This window comes from Bacillus sp. 22190 (assembly GCF_052045575.1).
GTDB lineage: Bacteria > Bacillota > Bacilli > Bacillales > Bacillaceae > Bacillus > Bacillus altitudinis.
The window spans coordinates 1-18,419 of the sequence record NZ_JBQEPF010000027.1 but is presented as its reverse complement, the minus strand read 5'-3'; the positions used below and the strand labels follow the sequence as shown (position 1 = coordinate 18,419).

General features: G+C 39.9%; 17 protein-coding genes, 1 tRNA gene, 1 other RNA gene, 1 pseudogene and 1 other annotated feature. Of the genes and pseudogenes, 6 read left to right on the top strand and 14 right to left on the bottom strand.

Annotation, left to right across the window (positions count from 1 at the left end):
- Window positions 1-322: 322 nt before the first annotated feature.
- From ACTJKA_RS19560 to tadA, 7 genes are all read right to left on the bottom strand, one after another.
- Window positions 323-586 carry a pro-sigmaK processing inhibitor BofA family protein gene (locus ACTJKA_RS19560; RefSeq protein ID WP_008342006.1) on the bottom strand — a complete coding sequence of 88 codons (264 nt, stop codon included), beginning with the start codon at window positions 584-586 and terminating at the stop codon, window positions 323-325.
- A 66-nt stretch (window positions 587-652) separates the two neighbouring features.
- Entirely contained in the window at window positions 653-877 is a 225-nt protein-coding gene (locus ACTJKA_RS19555) for a YaaL family protein (RefSeq protein WP_008342008.1), read from the bottom strand.
- An 18-nt stretch (window positions 878-895) separates the two neighbouring features.
- Window positions 896-1,492, bottom strand: a complete 597-nt coding sequence (gene recR / locus ACTJKA_RS19550) for a recombination protein RecR (protein ID WP_003218094.1) — start codon at window positions 1,490-1,492, stop codon at window positions 896-898.
- Window positions 1,493-1,507: 15 nt separating this feature from the next.
- The gene (locus ACTJKA_RS19545) at window positions 1,508-1,831 is read right to left on the bottom strand and encodes a YbaB/EbfC family nucleoid-associated protein (RefSeq protein ID WP_008342011.1); all 324 of its coding nucleotides are present in this window, start codon (window positions 1,829-1,831) and stop codon (window positions 1,508-1,510) included.
- A gap of 25 nt (window positions 1,832-1,856) precedes the next feature.
- Complete coding sequence (dnaX, locus tag ACTJKA_RS19540) at window positions 1,857-3,569, bottom strand: DNA polymerase III subunit gamma/tau (RefSeq protein WP_017359011.1); 1,713 nt, start codon at window positions 3,567-3,569, stop codon at window positions 1,857-1,859.
- 330 nt (window positions 3,570-3,899) lie between these two features.
- An RNA gene (gene ffs, locus ACTJKA_RS19535) (signal recognition particle sRNA large type) lies at window positions 3,900-4,164 on the bottom strand.
- Window positions 4,165-4,240: 76 nt separating this feature from the next.
- On the bottom strand, window positions 4,241-4,717 hold the full coding sequence (gene tadA, locus ACTJKA_RS19530; protein WP_007496052.1) for a tRNA adenosine(34) deaminase TadA: 477 nt from the start codon (window positions 4,715-4,717) through the stop codon (window positions 4,241-4,243).
- 79 nt (window positions 4,718-4,796) lie between these two features.
- On the opposite strand from tadA, the gene ACTJKA_RS19525 reads away from it, so the two are divergent.
- The 4 genes from ACTJKA_RS19525 to ACTJKA_RS19510 all read left to right on the top strand — a co-directional run bounded on the left by ACTJKA_RS19525 (window position 4,797) and on the right by ACTJKA_RS19510 (window position 8,057).
- Window positions 4,797-5,351, top strand: a complete 555-nt coding sequence (locus ACTJKA_RS19525; RefSeq protein WP_080987767.1) for an isochorismatase family cysteine hydrolase — start codon at window positions 4,797-4,799, stop codon at window positions 5,349-5,351.
- Between the two features lie 99 nt (window positions 5,352-5,450).
- On the top strand, window positions 5,451-6,698 hold the full coding sequence (locus ACTJKA_RS19520; RefSeq protein WP_412055016.1) for a glycoside hydrolase family 18 protein: 1,248 nt from the start codon (window positions 5,451-5,453) through the stop codon (window positions 6,696-6,698).
- A gap of 79 nt (window positions 6,699-6,777) precedes the next feature.
- Entirely contained in the window at window positions 6,778-7,401 is a 624-nt protein-coding gene (locus ACTJKA_RS19515) for a deoxynucleoside kinase (protein ID WP_017366700.1), read from the top strand.
- Window positions 7,398-8,057, top strand: a complete 660-nt coding sequence (locus ACTJKA_RS19510) for a deoxynucleoside kinase (RefSeq protein WP_024719578.1) — start codon at window positions 7,398-7,400, stop codon at window positions 8,055-8,057. The genes ACTJKA_RS19515 and ACTJKA_RS19510 overlap by 4 nt, the downstream gene beginning before the upstream one ends.
- 84 nt (window positions 8,058-8,141) lie before the next feature.
- On the opposite strand, the gene ACTJKA_RS19505 is transcribed toward ACTJKA_RS19510, so the two are convergent.
- From ACTJKA_RS19505 to pdxS, 5 genes and pseudogenes are all read right to left on the bottom strand, one after another.
- A tRNA-Ser gene (locus ACTJKA_RS19505) sits at window positions 8,142-8,234 on the bottom strand.
- A gap of 292 nt (window positions 8,235-8,526) precedes the next feature.
- A pseudogene (locus tag ACTJKA_RS19500) lies at window positions 8,527-8,859 on the bottom strand (methyl-accepting chemotaxis protein); the annotation flags it as partial.
- 596 nt (window positions 8,860-9,455) lie between these two features.
- Window positions 9,456-10,730 (bottom strand): serine--tRNA ligase, encoded by a 1,275-nt coding sequence (serS, locus tag ACTJKA_RS19495; protein WP_135227207.1) that lies wholly within the window; start codon window positions 10,728-10,730, stop codon window positions 9,456-9,458.
- 48 nt (window positions 10,731-10,778) lie between these two features.
- Window positions 10,779-10,994 (bottom strand) — a binding site (T-box leader).
- A 53-nt stretch (window positions 10,995-11,047) separates the two neighbouring features.
- Entirely contained in the window at window positions 11,048-11,638 is a 591-nt protein-coding gene (gene pdxT / locus ACTJKA_RS19490) for a pyridoxal 5'-phosphate synthase glutaminase subunit PdxT (protein WP_050826823.1), read from the bottom strand.
- Window positions 11,639-11,657: 19 nt separating this feature from the next.
- Window positions 11,658-12,542, bottom strand: a complete 885-nt coding sequence (gene pdxS / locus ACTJKA_RS19485) for a pyridoxal 5'-phosphate synthase lyase subunit PdxS (protein WP_025206589.1) — start codon at window positions 12,540-12,542, stop codon at window positions 11,658-11,660.
- A 246-nt stretch (window positions 12,543-12,788) separates the two neighbouring features.
- Here pdxS and pdxR point away from each other — a divergent pair, with 246 nt between their 5' ends.
- Entirely contained in the window at window positions 12,789-14,267 is a 1,479-nt protein-coding gene (gene pdxR / locus ACTJKA_RS19480) for a MocR-like pyridoxine biosynthesis transcription factor PdxR (RefSeq protein WP_017359016.1), read from the top strand.
- A gap of 41 nt (window positions 14,268-14,308) precedes the next feature.
- On the opposite strand, the gene ACTJKA_RS19475 is transcribed toward pdxR, so the two are convergent.
- Window positions 14,309-15,634 (bottom strand): D-alanyl-D-alanine carboxypeptidase family protein, encoded by a 1,326-nt coding sequence (locus tag ACTJKA_RS19475; protein ID WP_008342036.1) that lies wholly within the window; start codon window positions 15,632-15,634, stop codon window positions 14,309-14,311.
- 160 nt (window positions 15,635-15,794) lie between these two features.
- Entirely contained in the window at window positions 15,795-17,261 is a 1,467-nt protein-coding gene (gene guaB / locus ACTJKA_RS19470) for an IMP dehydrogenase (RefSeq protein ID WP_008342039.1), read from the bottom strand.
- 121 nt (window positions 17,262-17,382) lie between these two features.
- Between guaB and ACTJKA_RS19465 the strand changes: the two genes are divergently transcribed.
- Window positions 17,383-18,351: a YaaC family protein gene (locus ACTJKA_RS19465; RefSeq protein WP_008342041.1), complete on the top strand. Its 969-nt coding sequence runs from the start codon at window positions 17,383-17,385 to the stop codon at window positions 18,349-18,351.
- Window positions 18,352-18,419 lie beyond the last annotated feature (68 nt).

The window sequence follows — 18,419 nt, the reverse complement described above, 5'->3', positions numbered from 1 at the left end:
GGCACGCCGCCAGCGTTCGTCCTGAGCCAGGATCAAACTCTCCGAAAAAGTTCAAAACCGAAGTTTTGTTTTTCGCCAGTTTGACTGACTACCTATGAAATATCATAGGATTTTTTTATAAAAACTCGAATTAACAGGTACGTTTTGTCTTGTTTAGTTTTCAAAGAACTTGTTTACCGCTTCAGAAGCGACTAGAACATCTTATCACGTCCAAGTTGTTAGTGTCAACAACTTTTTTGTTATTATGTTTTTTCGTTTCTTCGTCATCAGCGACGTATATTAATTTACCACCATATATAATCAAAGTCAACAATATTTTGCATTAAATAATAAACTTTTCAATTACGACTAAAGCTGCTACACCTGGAATGCCCAACAAACCACTAATTCCACTCGTTACAGGGTTAATGGAAACATGAAGCCCTAAACTCTCACCGAATAAATTGAGACAAAATAAAAAAAGAGCACCTGCGACAAACTTAACTCCAATAAGCCCTAACCATTTGAATGGATTCGCTTGAACACCTGACATAAACAACAATAAAACAGCTAACAAAATTGAACCAATCACAATAACAGGTTCCATAATCCTCTCATCTCCTCTTCATATGAATAGTACAAGCATATGAGAGGATTATGTAAAATAGACCTGCTACCTCCAGTTGTTTAAACGTAAATTTCTCTTTTTCGCTTCTCTCAGATAGAAAAAGTACTTCGCTTGAGCAAGCTTTAATTCGAATAGAATGTCCGGTGAAGGCTCAACGCTATTTGCGACAAGCTTTTTTTGTCTGTTCCATTCTTCCTTTTGCTTAAAAAGCTGTTGAATTAATATCTCATCGAATTCTTTTCGAATTGATTTTCTGCGAAGAAAACCCATGTACCGTACTTCTCCTTCCTACATCTCACGTCTGCCTTCTAGAGCCTTAGAAAGTGTGACTTCATCCGCATACTCTAAATCTCCACCTACTGGGAGTCCGTGAGCAATGCGAGAGAGTTTAATTCCTGATGGTTTCAACAATCTAGAGATATACATGGCTGTCGCTTCTCCTTCAATGTTTGGGTTGGTTGCAAGAATGACCTCTGTGACTTGATCGTCTTGCAATCTTTTTAATAGGTCAGGAATTTTAATATCCTCTGGCCCAATTCCGTCCATTGGTGAAATAGCACCATGAAGCACATGATATAAGCCGTTGTATTCTTTCATTTTTTCCATTGCGATCACATCTTTTGGATCCTGCACGACACAGATCACAGATTGATCTCTTCTTGTATCTTCACAAATATAGCAAGGATCCTGATCGGTGATATGTCCGCAAACAGAACAATAAGTTAAATTACGCTTTGCATTAACAAGTGCCTTCGCAAAATCCAGCACGACATCTTCTTGCATACTAAGAACAAAAAAAGCCAGACGGACCGCAGTTTTAGGTCCGATTCCTGGCAATTTCATAAAGCTATCAATCAGCTTTGATATTGGTTCAGGATATTGCATCTTCAGTTATTCCTCCTAGAATAAACCTGGCATGTTCATTCCTTTTGTGAATTGACCCATTGTTTCATTCGTTAATTCATCCACTTTTTTCAATGCATCATTTGTTGCTGCAAGTACAAGGTCTTGAAGCATATCGATGTCTTCAGGATCAACAACTTCTTCATTAATCGCCACATCAACGACTTCTTTTTGTCCATTTACTTTTACAGTGACCATGCCGCCACCTGCCGTACCTTCAAGGACTTTTTCTGCAAGCTCTTCTTGAGCCTTAGCCATATCCTTCTGCATTTTTTGCATTTGTTTCATCATTTTTTGCATATTTCCCATTCCACCGCGCATATGAACACCACTCTCTTTCAAATTGTTAATCTTTAATTTCAATTAAATCGGTTCCTACTAACTTCTTTGCTTCTGCAATTAATGGATCTTCTTCAGCAGAAGCTGCCTGACCATCTGCTTGTTCTTCAGGCTGATGATCTCTTAAAAATTCTTCTCTTATTTTACCCCATTGAGCGTCAGGAACGCCAACTAATTCCACTCTTTTTCCTAGCATAGATTCTAGCAGTTGCTCAAGATTGGTTCGAACACCACTTTTATCTTCGGCCACCATCTTACAATGTATTTCAAATTTGAATTTTAAAACAAAGGCATGAGTTGCCGCCGCAACTGGTTCACTATCTGTTAATAGCGCAGCGTGAGAAACCTTATTTTGCTGTTTTAATTGGGCAAGAAGCTCTCCCCATTTGCCTTTTATTTTTTCTAGTTCCGGTCGCTTCGCTTCTTTTAAAATCTCATGAATTCGACCGACAGGTGCACGATAGCCATTTTTATTACTCGTTTGAGGTCGAGGTGCTTCCGTTTTTGCTTGAGGACTCTGAGACTGAGTCATTGGAACACCCTCAGCTTTTAGCCTAGATAGCTCCTGTTCCAGCCTGTCTATTTTATTCGTTAAAGCTGTTAGGTCGGAATCAGCCGGAGATGATACAGCACCAGCTGTTGACTGACAGAGCTTAACCACAGCTACTTCAAAGAAAATTCTAGGATGATTTGTCCATTTCATTTCCTGATGGCTTTTATTCAGCACTTCAATCGTTTCATAAAGAAACTGAGGTGCCACACGTTCTGAAAGAGCCACAAACTTATCGTCGACTTTGACTTTTTCAAGGACACCTTCAAGATCCGGTGCTGTTTTGAATAGAAGCATATCTCTAAAGTAGAAGATCATATCCTCTATTAATTTCGCAGCATCTTTCCCCTGTTGAAGCAATTCATTTAACGTATCCAGCGCTATCGCAATATTTTGCTCAAAAATGGCTTCAGCAAGCTGACTAATGAAATGCTGAGATACAGCACCTGTAATAAGCAGTGCATCATCAATTGTGAGCTGTTCACCACTAAATGAGATCGCTTGGTCAAGGAGACTAAGTGCGTCACGCATGCCTCCATCTGCCGCACTAGCAATAATCTCGAGTGAACCCTCTTGTATATTTAGGCTTTCTGCATCTACAATTTTCTCCATTCGTCCAACAATATCTTTTGTCGTGATCCGTTTAAAATCAAATCTCTGACATCTTGATATGATGGTAAGAGGAATCTTATGAGGCTCTGTGGTAGCCAAAATAAAGATACAATGAGCAGGTGGTTCCTCTAGCGTTTTAAGAAGTGCATTAAATGCCCCGATAGAGAGCATATGTACCTCATCTATAATATAAACCTTATATGTAACCGCTGAAGGAGCAAATTTCACTTTATCACGTATATCCCGAATTTCATCTACCCCGTTATTTGAGGCAGCATCTATTTCAATCACGTCTGAAATCGAACCGGTCGTAATCCCTCTACAGGCATCACACTCATTACACGGTTCACTAACAGGTGATTTTTCACAGTTCACTGCTTTCGCAAAAATCTTGGCAGCACTTGTTTTACCTGTTCCTCTAGGACCTGAAAATAAGTAAGCATGAGAAAACTTTTTCTGCAAAAGGGCATTTTGCAACGTTTTTGTGATGTGTTCTTGTCCAACAACATCCTCAAAAACTTGAGGTCTGAACACTCGGTATAAAGCTTGATAACTCACAAATACGCCCTCCTCCATTTATCATCATGTTCATTATACATGATGCAACGATCAATTCAAAAGTACACCTTTATTTTCTAATAAACGAAAAAGAGCATTTCCTTTAAAGACTTTTTACTTTTCTTGATTAAAAAACGTGTTTTCCTGCTTTCTGAAAATGTCTGCCAGATCAATAAGAACATTCGTTCCCTATATGAATTACTTCAAAAAAACCTCACCCTAAAATGGCTTTTTTGCTATTTGTATAAACAAAGCAACCGATATATTCTTTCAATAGCAACAAAAAACTCACCTAGATAAACTAGATGAGTTACATTTAATATTGATTTACCGTGCACCTTCTGTCGATTCGCTACCCCAAGCGTTACTTAAACAGTTAGCTCGGCCCAGGCAACCCTGCGGCACATGAGAGGTTTCACTTAATGCTGCTTCCTTCCGGACCTGACATGGTTCATGAATTCCCATTGCGCAGGACCCAGACGTCAACACCACTTATTTAAGGCAGACCTTGAAGTAAACGAACCTTGAGAAGGGATTCGGCCTCGCTAGAGCGGATTGCGAGTACAGGGCACCGCTACCTCCCCGCTTAGCACGGCAAAATGAATATTAAATTGTTGGTGACGCAGACATAAGTATACCTTCTAAGTGATAAAATTGCAAACGACATCCATTCATTTACTTTTCGCTTGCTTCTTCTGCTGACGGAGGTCTCGAAAGAACTGACTTAACAGCTCACCACACTCATTTTCAAGCACACCGCCAATGACTTCAGACTGATGATTGAACCGCTCATCGTCCAATAAATTCATTAAAGTACCAGCACATCCACCTTTAGGATCATAGGCACCAAAAACGACTTTTTTCACTCTTGAAAGTACAATAGCGCCTGCACACATTGGGCACGGTTCGAGTGTAACATAAAGTACAGCATCTTCTAAACGCCAGCTACCAGTCATTTTACAAGCTTCATCAATAGCAAGTAATTCCGCATGAGCAATTGATCGCTGTTCACTTTCCCTTAAATTGTGAGCACGGCTTACAATTTGATCATCAACAACGATGACGGCACCGATTGGAACTTCTCCTATTTGTTTTGCTTTCAAAGCTTCGGAAATAGCTTCTTGCATAAACTGTTCATCTTTCGTCATAGCACGGCTCTCTTTTCATGTTTTTTTAAAGGATATTGAGGTTAACATATTATCACAATCTTTTAAAGGGGGTCTTGATTTGCCAAAACAACAAAAGGCACTACTTATTATTGACATGATCAATAATTTTGATTTCGAAATGGGACATGTGCTCGCTGAAAAAACAGAGCAAATGACCAATAAAATTTTAGCCCTTAAACGACACGCTTTCAAGAAAAATTGGCCAATTATCTATATCAACGACCACTATGGACTCTGGAAGGCTGATATCAAAGCTGTTATGGAAACATGCAAAAACGAAAGAAGTGCCCCTATTTTAGAGCAAATGGCACCATCTAAAGATGATTACTTCTTAATTAAACCTAAGCACTCTGCCTTTTACGGAACAGCACTAGAGACACTCCTAAATGAATTAGGTGTGCAAGATCTTATTTTAACTGGAATTGCCGGGAACATCTGTGTCCTGTTCACTGCAAATGACGCTTACATGCGAGAGTACAACCTCACTGTACCTAAAGATTGTATTGCTTCAAATGATGATAGAGACAACGAGTACGCTTTAACGATGATGGAGAACGTTCTTCTTGCCAAAATCACAACAACTAAAGAGATCACGGATGAAAATCAAACATGATTTATCCATCACCCTCATAAATTGTTAGCAATAACAAAGGGGGCGTTGACCATTCAAATTTATGTTGTCAAAAGAGGAGATACGTTAAATGAGATTGCCATGCGTTTTAAAACAACGGTAAATGAAATCATTCGGACCAACGACATCGAAACGCCAAATCAACTAGTCGTTGGACAAACAATTGTCATCCCTATTAGAGGTCAATTTTATGAGGTCAAACAAAATGATACACTTTATCAAATTGGAAGAAGATTTCAAATTTCGGTAGAAGAATTGGCACGTGTGAATCGGATTCGGCCTGAAGCCATATTGCCTATTCGTTTTTTGCTTTATATTCCACAAAGACCGAAAAGAAATATTAATTCTAATGCTTATATAGAACCTCGCGGAAACCAAGTCAGCGAAAATTTAAAGCAAGCAGCCAGAGAGGCATCTCCATACTTAACCCATCTCGGTGCCTTTAGTTTTCAAGCGCAAAGAGACGGCACACTTCGCGAGCCACCGTTAGATCAATTACCTCAGATTGCCGCTCAAAGCAGAACGGTTTTAACCATGGTAGTCACAAATCTAGAGAATGATAAATTTAGTGATGAACTCGGGCGAATCCTTTTAACAAATCAAGCTGTCAAAACGACATTATTAAATGAAATCGTCCGCGTTGCTCAAAAGTATCAATTAAAAGAAATCCATTTTGACTTTGAATATTTACGCCCTGTTGATAAAGAAGCCTACCTTCAATTTTTAAGAGAAGCAACAACTCGTTTTCATCAACAGGGTTGGACTATTTCTGTGGCACTTGCTCCTAAAACAAGCAGTGAACAGAAAGGAAAGTGGTATGAGGCGCATGACTATGAAGCAATCGGTAAGATCGTTGATCATGTTGTGCTAATGACTTATGAGTGGGGCTACAGCGGCGGGCCTGCACAAGCCGTCTCTCCGATCGGCCCTGTCCGCCAAGTCATTGAATATGCACTGACTGTCATACCTGCCAATAAAATTGTGATGGGGCAGAATTTATATGGTTATGATTGGACGCTTCCTTATGTTCAAGGAGGCCCTATCGCCAAAGCCGTCAGCCCTCAACAAGCGATCGCCATTGCTAGAGAGAATAATGTATCCATTCTATATGACGAAACAGCACAAGCACCTTATTTCCGTTATATAGATGCTAACAACAAAGAACACGAGGTTTGGTTTGAAGATGCAAGATCCATTCAAGCCAAATTTAATCTCATTAAAGAGTTAAACCTAAATGGAATTGCCTACTGGAAATTAGGTCTATCCTTCCCACAAAACTGGTTGTTGTTATCAGATCAATTTAATATTGAAAAAAGAACGACATCGTAATTCATACGCTCTATCTCTCAGAAGGGGTATGGTACAATATACATTGGTTTGACAACTTTATAGATAGAGGAGAACGCCTATGTATCCTGCCCCTTTTATTGCAGTGGAAGGCCCAATTGGAGCCGGAAAAACAACCTTGGCTACAATGCTTTCAAAGGAATTTCAATTTCCTTTAGTAAAAGAAATTGTAGAAGAAAATCCATTCTTAGATAAATTTTATGAAGATATGGAACAATGGAGCTTTCAGCTTGAGATGTTCTTTCTATGCAATCGGTTTAAACAGTTAGAATCTATTGAAGAGAACTATGTCAAAAAACAGCAGCCGATTGTCACTGATTATCATGTCTATAAAAATATGATATTTGCAGAAAGAACCTTATCCAAAAAGCACATGGATAAATACAGAAAAATCTATCACTTGCTGACAGATGATCTTCCTAAACCAAATGCCATGATCTATATAAAAGCCAGCCTTCCCACCTTACTTGATAGAATAAAGATGAGAGGCCGATCTTTTGAAGAAGACATTGATCCAGCTTATTTAAAAACCCTGATTGAAGATTATGAGTTGGCCATCGAGCATTTAAAACAAACTGACCCAGGTCTTCCTATCATTACAATTGAAGGCGATCATACAGACTTCGTTTCCTCACAGCAAGATTACCAGCAAATTGTACAGAACATAAAGGAGCAAGTACTATGAAAAATATTGAAATACCAAAGGATGCTGTCATTACAATTGCAGGGACAGTTGGTGTCGGAAAATCGACCATGACGAAAACAATAGCGGACAAGCTAGGGTTTCAAACTTCTCTCGAAAAAGTAGATGATAATCCATACTTAGAGCCTTTTTATTCAGATTTCCAAAGATGGAGCTTTCATTTACAGGTCTATTTTCTAGCTGAACGTTTTAAGGAGCAGAAACGAATCTTCGAGTCTGGTGGAGGTTATGTACAAGACCGGTCCATTTATGAGGACACTGGTATTTTTGCTAAAATGCACGCAGACAAAGGTACCATGTCAGAGGTAGACTATGAAACGTATACGAGTCTATTTGAGGCGATGGTGATGACACCTTACTTCCCTCACCCAGATGTCCTTATTTACTTACATGGGGATTTAGATCATATATTACATCGTATTGAAGAGCGCGGGAGAGAGATGGAAACTCAAACCGATCGAGCATATTGGGAAGAAATGTACACTCGATATACAGAATGGATCGAACAATTTGATCTGTGCCCTGTGATTAAAATTAATATTGAAGATTATGACTTACTTCATGATGAAAGCTCACTTGATCCAATTCTTCATGAAATTGCTTCTGTTATTCAAAAAAATCGCTCTAACACAAAATAAAAAAAACCGCTGCATTTCTCGAATGCAGCGGTTTGACAATTTCCAATTTTTATGCGTTTCAATTCAACTAAGGTAAAATCAATATGGCGGAGGAAGAGGGATTCGAACCCCCGCGGGCTTTGACACCCCTGTCGGTTTTCAAGACCGATCCCTTCAGCCGGACTTGGGTATTCCTCCGTATCGACAAGAATTAATATATCATATCATCTTATTTTAAGTCAACATCTTTTCGAAAAAAATTTCAACATTTGATTTTGGTATGATGTTTAGCCTATAAAAAGCTAAAATGAACTTTATTTTAGCCTTTTGTCTTCTTTTCAGCGTGATAGAAAACCTTTGCAGTCTAGGAAGAACGAGTACTGGCGCGGAGCGAATTTGGCATTCGTGAGCACCAGCACGCAGGACTGACAAAGAATGCGAGGGTTTGTCTACACGCTGAAGCAGCCGATTATCGGCTGCTCTTCATTTATTACGTATCCTGTCTAATTTCTTCAATAAAAGTATTCATCTCTTCTTTAAAATCATTTAATGACTCAATAATCTTTGTAAAGTCTGTCACTTGTTTAGCTTGTTCGTTTGTTGAACTGCTGATTTGTGAGATATTTTCAGATAAAGTGCCAATGCTGTCTTGGATTTCTTTTAAAAATGCATTAATGGTTTCAGCTGCTTCCTTTGATCCATCTGATAACTTACGTACCTCGTCTGCAACAACAGCAAAGCCTTTTCCATTTTCACCTGCTCTTGCCGCTTCAATTGCAGCATTGAGTCCTAACAGGTTTGTTTGTCTCGCAATACCGCCAATGGTTTTGACGACTTCTTCAATGTTTGCGGATTTCTCTTCTGCTCTTCCGGCCTGCTCACTAATTTCTAAGCTTGTCGCAGCCAGTTCTTGAGAATGAGCAGCAATTTGCTCAATTCCACCTTGTAACTCTTTCGCTACTTTATTGATATGTTCCATATAGCCGCTTAATTTCTTCTCACGATGATGTGAAAAAGCCACTAAAAAAGAGCCAATCACTTTTCTACCTTCATCAAAAATCGGATAACCTTTTACAGCAATTTCATAACCATATAAAGACTCTGGCAAATGCCCATCATATTCTTGTCCTCTTAATGTCGTCGCCACGTTTTGGTCCTCTGGGTTTAAAGCGTCCCCTACTTTAATGCCAAAATCTACTGTGGTCGATGGATAATAGCAAAGTACCTTTTCTGTATCAGTGATGCCGAAAAGGACACTTTCATCTAGAACTTTTCTGAGTAATTGAGCCATTTCAACATAATAGTCAAGCCTATTCAAGGTTATTCCTTCTTTCCTAGATGCTTTTAGTTCTTTTATCGGCTTATTTTAGAAAAGCTGTAGAAGTTTAGGTAAAAAGAATAAGATGCCATGATGGCATCTTATTTTATCACTTCTTTATTTCCCATATAAGGACGTAACACCTCAGGAATGATCACTGTTCCATCCTCTTGTTGATAGTTTTCTAAAATGGCTGCAACAGTTCTTCCTACTGCTAAACCAGATCCATTTAATGTGTGCACATGTTCTGGCTTGGCTTTAGGCTCAGGGCGGAAACGAATGTTTGCTCGTCTCGCTTGGAACGCTTCAAAGTTACTGCAAGAAGAAATTTCACGATACGTATTTTGGCTTGGAATCCATACTTCGATATCGTATTTCTTCGCAGCCGTAAAGCCTAAATCTCCTGTACACATGCTCATGACACGGTATGGCAGGTTCAATAATTGAAGAACTTTTTCTGCTTGGTTTGTTAGTTTCTCTAATTCTTCATAAGAATCTTCTGGTCTGACAAATTTCACAAGCTCTACTTTGTTAAATTGGTGCTGACGGATGAGTCCGCGCGTATCTCTGCCAGCAGAACCAGCTTCTGATCTAAAGCAAGCACTAAATGCTGCATAATTGATTGGCAGCTGCTCTCCTTCAAGAATTTCGTCACGGTGCATGTTCGTAATTGGCACTTCAGCCGTTGGAATGAGGAAATAATCTTCTTCTCGAATTTTAAAAGCATCCTCTTCAAACTTTGGAAGCTGTCCAGTTCCTGTCATGCTTGCTCTGTTGACCATATAAGGTGGTAGTACTTCAGTAAAACCAAATTCATCTACGTGTAAATCCAGCATAAAGTTATAAAGTGCACGCTCTAACCGTGCGCCTAGCCCTTTATAAAAAACGAAACGGCTTCCTGTCACTTTTCCTGCACGTTCAAAATCCAAAATCTTCAGCTCATCCGCTACATCCCAATGCGGCTTAGGTTCAAATGAGAAACCTGGCTGTTCGCCCCATTTTCTCACTTCAATGTTGTCATCTTCTGTCTCACCGACTGGTACAGAATCATGAGGGATGTTTGGAATTGAGAACAGGATGGTTTGCAGGCTTTCCTCTACTGTTCTTAATTCATCATCTAACTTCTTAATCTCATCGCCTACCTCACGCATTTCTTGAATAATGTGATCGGCGTCTTTCTTTTCTCTTTTTAGAACAGCCACTTGCTGTGATACTTCATTTCTTCGGCTCTTTAATACTTCTGTTTTGCCGATTAATTCTCTTCTTTTTTGATCCAGCTCACCAAACTTATCAAAATCCGCTAAATCTTCGCCTCGATGGGCTAATTTTTCTTTGATTTGATCAAAATCCGTGCGCAGTTGTTTAATATCCAGCATGTGTAACACTCCTTTTTTATCGAAAAATAAAAAGAGCCCTCATCCCATGAAAGGGACGAGAGCTCTCGCGTTGCCACCCTGATTGAAAACACGCCAAAAGCATGCTTTCCTCTTTCCTCTGTAACGGCATCACCGTAAATGCTTACTTCGTGTTTCAGCATTTCGCTCAAGGATGGATTCAGAATGCATCTTTCACCGATTCTCACCAACCATCGGCTCTCTGAGAAAGAGGGGCTTCTTACTATTTCCCGTCAACGCTTTTTCGATCTTTGATTGTGATTTTAATGTACTATAAGTTTTATCTCTTTTCAACCGTTTTATACAGCAAGCTTCGTTTTATAGGACTCCACCATCTCAACAAACAGCTGTGTTAACCGGTGGTCATCTGTCAGCTCTGGATGAAAAGAACAACCTAAGATATTGTTTTCTTTTGCCATCACAATCCTGCCGTCATACTCAGCCATGACCTCTACGCTCTCATCTGCGCTGATGATATGAGGCGCACGGATGAACACTCCTGTAAACGGCGCATCCAGTCCTTTCACTTCTACATCTGCTTCAAAACTGTCTACCTGTCTGCCAAACGAATTACGTGCAACAGATACATTTAACAGTCCAAGATGAGCATCTTCTCGATCTTCTATATGCTTTGCCAGCATAATCAAACCGGCACAAGTCCCAAATATCGGTTTACCTTGAGCAGCGAACGCTTTAATCGGTTCAATGAATTGGTACGTATCCATGAGTCTTCTCATCGTCGTACTTTCACCACCAGGGATAATGAGACCGTCAACAATTTCTAACTCCTCTACCCGTTTGATGATCTTTCCCGCTACGCCACAAGCTTCAATCGATTGAATATGCTCTCTCACCGCTCCTTGAAGCCCTAGTACACCAATTGTTAGCATGTTCGTCGCGCTCCCTTAATTACCAGCCACGCTCTTGCATACGCTCTTCTGGCAATAGATTTGAAATTTCAATTCCTTTCATCGCTGTTCCAAGCTCTTTAGAAAGCTCTGCAATCAGGCGGTAATCTGTGAAATGAGTCGTTGCTTCTACAATCGCTTTTGCAAATTTAGCTGGATTGTCTGATTTGAAGATACCAGAGCCGACAAATACCCCATCTGCTCCAAGCTGCATCATGAGTGCTGCATCTGCTGGTGTCGCAACACCTCCAGCTGCAAAGTTTACAACTGGCAATTTGCCTTCTTTTTTAATTTGAACCAATAATTCATAAGGTGCGCCCAGATTCTTGGCTTCTGTCATCAATTCATCTTCACTCATTGCCGCCACTTTACGAATTTGAGCATTGACCTTTCTCATATGACGAACAGCTTCTACAATGTTTCCTGTACCAGGCTCACCTTTTGTACGTAGCATTGAAGCGCCTTCTGCAATACGGCGAGTCGCCTCACCTAGGTCACGACAGCCACATACGAAAGGTACCGTGTATTCATTTTTATTTAAATGGAATTCCTCATCTGCGGGCGTCAGCACTTCACTCTCATCAATATAATCAACACCAAGTGCTTCAAGAACACGAGCTTCCACGATGTGGCCGATACGTGCTTTTGCCATGACTGGAATCGTTACTGCATTTTGTACTTCTTCTACGATTCTTGGATCTGCCATACGGGCAACACCGCCTGCTGCACGGATATCAGCTGGTACTCGTTCTAGTGCCATTACTGCCACTGCGCCTGCTTCTTCTGCGATTTTTGCCTGCTCAGCATTGACGACATCCATAATGACGCCACCTTTTTGCATTTCTGCCATTCCACGTTTTACTCGTTCAGTTCCCTTATTGCTCACAATTGTTTCCTCCCATTTGTCTATTCGATTAATTCAACACCTTTATCATACAAGCGTTAGAGTATAACAATAAAGTGAATAGTATAACAATTCAATTAGCTCATAAAAAAGAAGAAACCCTTATATATCAAGGTTTTATAGTTAAAAAAGCATCATTACCTCTTTTAAGAGTAATTGACATGTTATAATGTAACTATAACAATCTGAAACCATGTATAACAATTTCACGCTCATTGGAGGATTTTCATGCATATTGATATCCATCGACATTCAGATACATCTCTTTCGAATCAGATTTACTTTTCCATCGTTGATCACATTCAATCAGGTCTGCTTCAGCAAGGCGATAAGCTGCCGACTGTACGTGATCTAGCGAAACAGCTAAATGTAAGTCTTGTCACAGCGGCAAAAGCCTATACACGGCTTAAGGACGACGGATTTTTAACGACTGTACAAGGGAAAGGTACGTTTGTGAATGAGCAGCATGAGCAAACTGACATCCCGGTTCAGTCATCTACTTCTTTCGATTGGCAGTTATCGATCCCTGATTATTTACCAAGGTCTCAATTCGCTCAGTATCACTATGTCGAAGAAGCCATTAATCTTTCTTCCTCTATGATTGATCCTGGTCTTTTACCTAACCGGTATTTAGAAAAAGAAATGCAGCATGTCCTAGCCCGGCATCCTCAAATCATGTCAAAATACGGAGAAATACAAGGTGACCTTCAGCTTCGTCAGGTCATTCAATCATTTCTAGAAAAATTAGATGTCCCTTCTACTCCTGAAAATATCCTTGTCACTAGCGGTTCTCAGCAAGGACTTGATTTAGTAGCACGTACATTTATCGGGCCGGATGATGTAGTTGTCATGGAGGCGCCCACCTATCCAGGCGCAATTGATGTCTTTATGGGGAGAGGGGCACGAATTATTACGGTTCCTGTCGATCATGAAGGAATGAACATGAAACAGCTTCAAAGCATTTGTGATAAATATAAACCAAAGCTCATCTATACCATTCCTACTTTTCACAGTCCTACAGGCGCCAGTATGTCGTTGAAACGAAGAAAACAGCTACTTTTACTGGCACAAAGCATTGATTGTCTCATTGTAGAAGATGATCCTTATCGTGAGCTTTATTTTGAAAAGAAACCGCCGGCACCTATTAAAAGCCTGGATCACGATGGACACGTCATTTATTTACGAGGATTAAGCAAGACACTGGCTCCAGGATGCAGAATTGGAATTATTACAGCGTCAGGCTCTATATTTAACCGTTTATTAGCAGCAAAGGCCAATAATGATTTAGGGAGCCCACTTCTCACCCAAAAGGCTATTTTACCGTTTCTCACATCCAAGAAAATGATCGATCATACGAAAAAATTAAGAACTGCCTTGAAGGTGAGACGCGATTTGATGATGGATGTGTTGACAAAGCATGCGCCAAAGGACGTCACCTGGCAAATCCCACAGGGCGGGCTCAATTTGTGGCTTAGCTTTCCTTCCTGGGTCGATACACGTGCCCTATTACATGAGGCGCGGAAGCAACAAATCACCTTCCTGCCTGGCTCTGTCTGCTATCCTGGGGAGCCGAAGCAGAATTATATACGTCTCAGTTTTTCTTATGTGAATGAAAAGGCACTGACGGAAGGTATGGAAAAGTTGTGTGGTATTTTTCAGCAGGCCTTGTCTACACCTCAAAACCACAAACAATCTCTTTTCTTTTAACGATAAAAAAACTGCTCTCTATATGTGAGAGCAGTTTTTTATTAGAACCAACCTTTTACTGTGTCAACGATTCCGCCCCAAATGCCAGCGAAGAATCCACCTACACCACGCATTGCAAGGATGAACCAGTTTGCTTTTTCATCACCTGTTTTCGTCACAAGCTCAACACCTGATTGGTCTTTACTCAAATAGCCGTAGTCCTTCTCATCACCAGAATAAGAAGTCGTCAGCATGCCAACCTTCGTTCCTTTTTTAATAGGAGCTTCTAGGTTCTTTTTATCAATATTTACTTTCGCTTTATAGCTCTTCTCATCACCATTTTTAACCGGTACAGAGAAAGCTTCTTTCGTCACGACGGGTACTTCTTTATCTTTCCCTTTATCAACTTCGATGTTTTCATGTCCCTTGATTTGTTGGCCTTTTTTGTACATTTCTTTCATCGTGAAGTTTTTAAAGGCATAATCGAACAATTTTTTCGCCACATCAAAACGAGCTGTATGAAGATTTCCTTTAGCATTCAGGACAACTGCGATCACACGCATGTCACCACGTTTTGCTGTACCTGTGAAGCTAGAACCAGCTGAATCAGTAGAGCCCGTTTTCAGACCGTCTACGCCTTCATATTCTTTCACAAGTCCTTTAAGCATAAAGTTCCAGTTTGGCATGTCCATTTCGTCATCTGTGCCTTCTCTGAACTTTGTTTTCGCGATGCTTGCTGTTTCAAGAATTTCTGGATGATCTTTGATGAGATGCTGTGCAAGCAAAGCCATATCCTTTGCGGAAACTTCGCTTTCTTCATCAGGTCCCGTACCTTTTGGCTGTTTGCCATGTAAGTCTTTATTTTCTAATCCAGTTGCATTCACGAATTTGTAATTGGTTAAGCCAAGTTCTTTTGCTTTTGCATTCATTTTTTCAACAAACTTTGATTCTGATCCAGCGATTACCTCTGCTAGACCAATTGCTGCTGCATTTGCTGAATAAATAGCCGTTGCTTGATAAAGTTCTTTGACAGTATACGAACCATCTTTTCTCAATGGAACATTGGATAAACTACGGTCCTGAGAAATTTCGTACACGTAATCATCTGGCGTATATGTTTGATCCCATTTCACTTTGCCTTCAGCAATCGCCTCTAGTAATAGATACTCTGTCATCATCTTTGCCATACTTGCAATAGGCAGTCTTTGTTCTGCGTTTTTACTATAAAGAATTTTACCTGTAGAAGCTTCAATAAGGATGGCTGCTTTCGCATTCACATTGAATGGATCTTCAGCCGCTTTTGCTTTGGACATTGGGGTAAATGCAGTAACAATCAATGCCAATGCAAGGATAGAGACCATAAGCTGTTTCAACATCTTGCTGTTCAATCGTCATACCTCCGTATTCATCTTTTTTCGACGTTTTTCATATATATTTAATCCACAAGGGCTTATTTCGACACAACAGTATAAATTTTATCACAATAAAGACAAAAAAAATAGACAGAGTCATAGACCCTGTCAAATGTAATTTGATTGTCACAATTTATCAAGAAATTGTGTAGTTTGGTGATTCTTTTGTAATTTGTACATCATGTGGATGGCTCTCACGAAGACCTGCACCTGTCATGCGAATGAATTGTGCTTCTTCTCTAAGAGTACGTAAGTCCTGTGTTCCACAGTAGCCCATACCAGAGCGAATACCGCCAACGAGTTGGTAAACAGTGTCAACAACTGGTCCTTTATACGGTGTACGTCCTTCGATACCTTCTGGAACGAATTTTTTATTATCTTCTTGGAAGTAACGATCTTTACTTCCTTTTTCCATTGCAGCAACAGAACCCATACCACGATATACTTTGAAACGTCTGCCTTGGAAAATTTCTGTTTCTCCTGGGCTTTCAGATGTACCAGCAAGAAGGCTTCCCAGCATAACAGCATGTCCACCAGAAGCTAATGCTTTCACGATATCACCTGAATATTTAATTCCACCATCTGCAATAATAGATTTACCATGTTTTCTTGCTTCTGTTGCACAGTCATAAATCGCTGTGATTTGTGGTACACCGACCCCTGCAACAACACGTGTTGTACAAATCGATCCTGGTCCAATACCCACTTTTACAATATCTGCTCCAGCTTCAAACAATGCTTTTGTTGCTTCAGCTGTTGCAACGTTACCAGCAATGATATTAAGAGAAGGATACGTTTCACGGATTTTCGATACAGTGTCTAGAACACCTTGAGAATGACCGTGTGCTGTATCAATGACGATCACATCAACATTGGCTTCTACTAATTTTTTCACACGAGTCATTGTATCGCCAGTGACACCTACAGCGGCACCAACAATTAAACGGCCATGTGCATCTTTAGAGGAGTTAGGGAATTCGATCACTTTTTCAATATCTTTGATGGTGATGAGACCTTTTAATGTTCCTTCGTCATCTAAAAGAGGTAATTTTTCAATTTTATATTGCTGAAGGATTTTTTCAGCTTCTTCTAATGTTGTTCCAACAGAAGCTGTCACAAGTTCCTCTTTTGTCATCACGTCGCTAATCTTCATTGAATAATCCGAAATAAAACGAAGGTCACGGTTCGTAATAATCCCAACAAGCTTTTGATCTTGTTCGTTATTAACAATCGGTACACCAGAAATACGATATTTACCCATTAAATGTTCCGCATCGAATACTTGATGATCCGGTGTTAAGAAAAATGGATTTGTAATAACACCACGCTCTGAACGTTTTACTTTGTCCACTTGTTCAGCTTGCTGCTCAATAGACATGTTCTTATGGATGATTCCAAGACCACCTTGACGTGCCATTGCAATCGCCATTTGTGATTCCGTCACAGTATCCATTCCTGCACTAATAATTGGAATGTTCAACTTTAAAGTGCTTGTTAACTCAACTGATAAATTGACATCACGCGGAAGCACCTCAGACTTTGCTGGAACAAGCAACACGTCGTCAAACGTCAAACCTTCTTTTGAAAATTTACTTTCCCACATTAGTAAATCCCCCTCTTTTCGGCAAAATATTATATGTAGATTATCAACTAGGAAACAGCATGTCAAGGAAGCAACAAACAGTTGCAATTTTTAGAAAATATAAAGAGAGTTGAGGAAGAAGATGAAAAGTTCAGGATGGAAGGATTTAAAACGTTTTTACTCACTAGAAACTTCCCAAAAGTTTCTATTTCAACAGTACGAGAAACGGAACATTCAGGATGCAAATCAACAAGCCTATAAAAACTGTGAACGATTTATTTACTTTTTAAAGCATGGCCATACATTTTATGACCAAGCCGCATCAGCTCCACTTGAACTAAAACCGATTTTATTATTTTATGGAATGGCACAGCTGTTAAAGGCATGTTTACTGACAGTAGATCCCGACTATCCATCTCAAACCTCTGTCTTAGCTCACGGTGTAACCTCAAGAAAAAGAAAGAAGCAACATTATCGTTTTAGTGAGGATGAAGTAAAGATTCAGCGAAACGGATTATGTATGCATGTATTAAAGCACTTATTTCGTTTAAATGGTCTTGAAGATGAGCGATTTACGATGATCAATCTCCTTTCAAAAATACCTGAGATGGGTCACATTCTGGAGTTTCAAAAACAACCCTCTACTTTAGTGAAAGTAGAACAAGCAAATGGCATGTTGATTCAAGATCATATTCCCTTGCTCTATAACATGTCTGCCGAACGTTTTATTGAATATTTTGAGTTCCATACAACTTGGAAGCTTAAGCAACGAGAGGCTAAAAAACTAACATTTGATGTATTTTCAGAAGAAAACCCTGCTCTTGCTACTCACCTTCATTATGATTTAGAAATGAATCAATGGTTCATTCCATCAACACGAGATGCCTTTTTAGGGATTCCTGAGATCATCAGCCATTACTTGTTAATGTATAACCTCAGTATGATTGCCCGCTACGAAACAGAATGGTGGTACGAGCTTTTATCTCAATACATTAGTGATGATTATGTCATGATTGAACGTTATATGGAGATTGCAGAGGACAAGTTTCCGGCTTATATCATGATGCTGCTAGAAGAAAACACAAAAAAGACCAGTTCCGATTGGAACTGATCCTTTGAAAAGCTTGGCGGCGTCCTACTCTCACAGGGGGAAACCCCCAACTACCATCGGCGCTGAAG

What these genes read in the sequence shown, in the direction of transcription:
- ACTJKA_RS19560 (WP_008342006.1), bottom strand. Translation starts at nt 586, where the DNA reads ATGGAACCTGTTATTGTGATTGGTTCAATTTTGTTAGCTGTTTTATTG.
- ACTJKA_RS19555 (WP_008342008.1), bottom strand. Translation starts at nt 877, where the DNA reads ATGGGTTTTCTTCGCAGAAAATCAATTCGAAAAGAATTCGATGAGATA.
- recR (WP_003218094.1), bottom strand. Translation starts at nt 1,492, where the DNA reads ATGCAATATCCTGAACCAATATCAAAGCTGATTGATAGCTTTATGAAA.
- ACTJKA_RS19545 (WP_008342011.1), bottom strand. Translation starts at nt 1,831, where the DNA reads ATGCGCGGTGGAATGGGAAATATGCAAAAAATGATGAAACAAATGCAA.
- tadA (WP_007496052.1), bottom strand. Translation starts at nt 4,717, where the DNA reads ATGACGAAAGATGAACAGTTTATGCAAGAAGCTATTTCCGAAGCTTTG.
- ACTJKA_RS19520 (WP_412055016.1), top strand. Translation starts at nt 5,451, where the DNA reads ATGCGTTTTAAAACAACGGTAAATGAAATCATTCGGACCAACGACATC.
- ACTJKA_RS19515 (WP_017366700.1), top strand. Translation starts at nt 6,778, where the DNA reads ATGTATCCTGCCCCTTTTATTGCAGTGGAAGGCCCAATTGGAGCCGGA.
- ACTJKA_RS19510 (WP_024719578.1), top strand. Translation starts at nt 7,398, where the DNA reads ATGAAAAATATTGAAATACCAAAGGATGCTGTCATTACAATTGCAGGG.
- serS (WP_135227207.1), bottom strand. Translation starts at nt 10,730, where the DNA reads ATGCTGGATATTAAACAACTGCGCACGGATTTTGATCAAATCAAAGAA.
- pdxT (WP_050826823.1), bottom strand. Translation starts at nt 11,638, where the DNA reads ATGCTAACAATTGGTGTACTAGGGCTTCAAGGAGCGGTGAGAGAGCAT.
- pdxR (WP_017359016.1), top strand. Translation starts at nt 12,789, where the DNA reads ATGCATATTGATATCCATCGACATTCAGATACATCTCTTTCGAATCAG.
- guaB (WP_008342039.1), bottom strand. Translation starts at nt 17,261, where the DNA reads ATGTGGGAAAGTAAATTTTCAAAAGAAGGTTTGACGTTTGACGACGTG.
- ACTJKA_RS19465 (WP_008342041.1), top strand. Translation starts at nt 17,383, where the DNA reads ATGAAAAGTTCAGGATGGAAGGATTTAAAACGTTTTTACTCACTAGAA.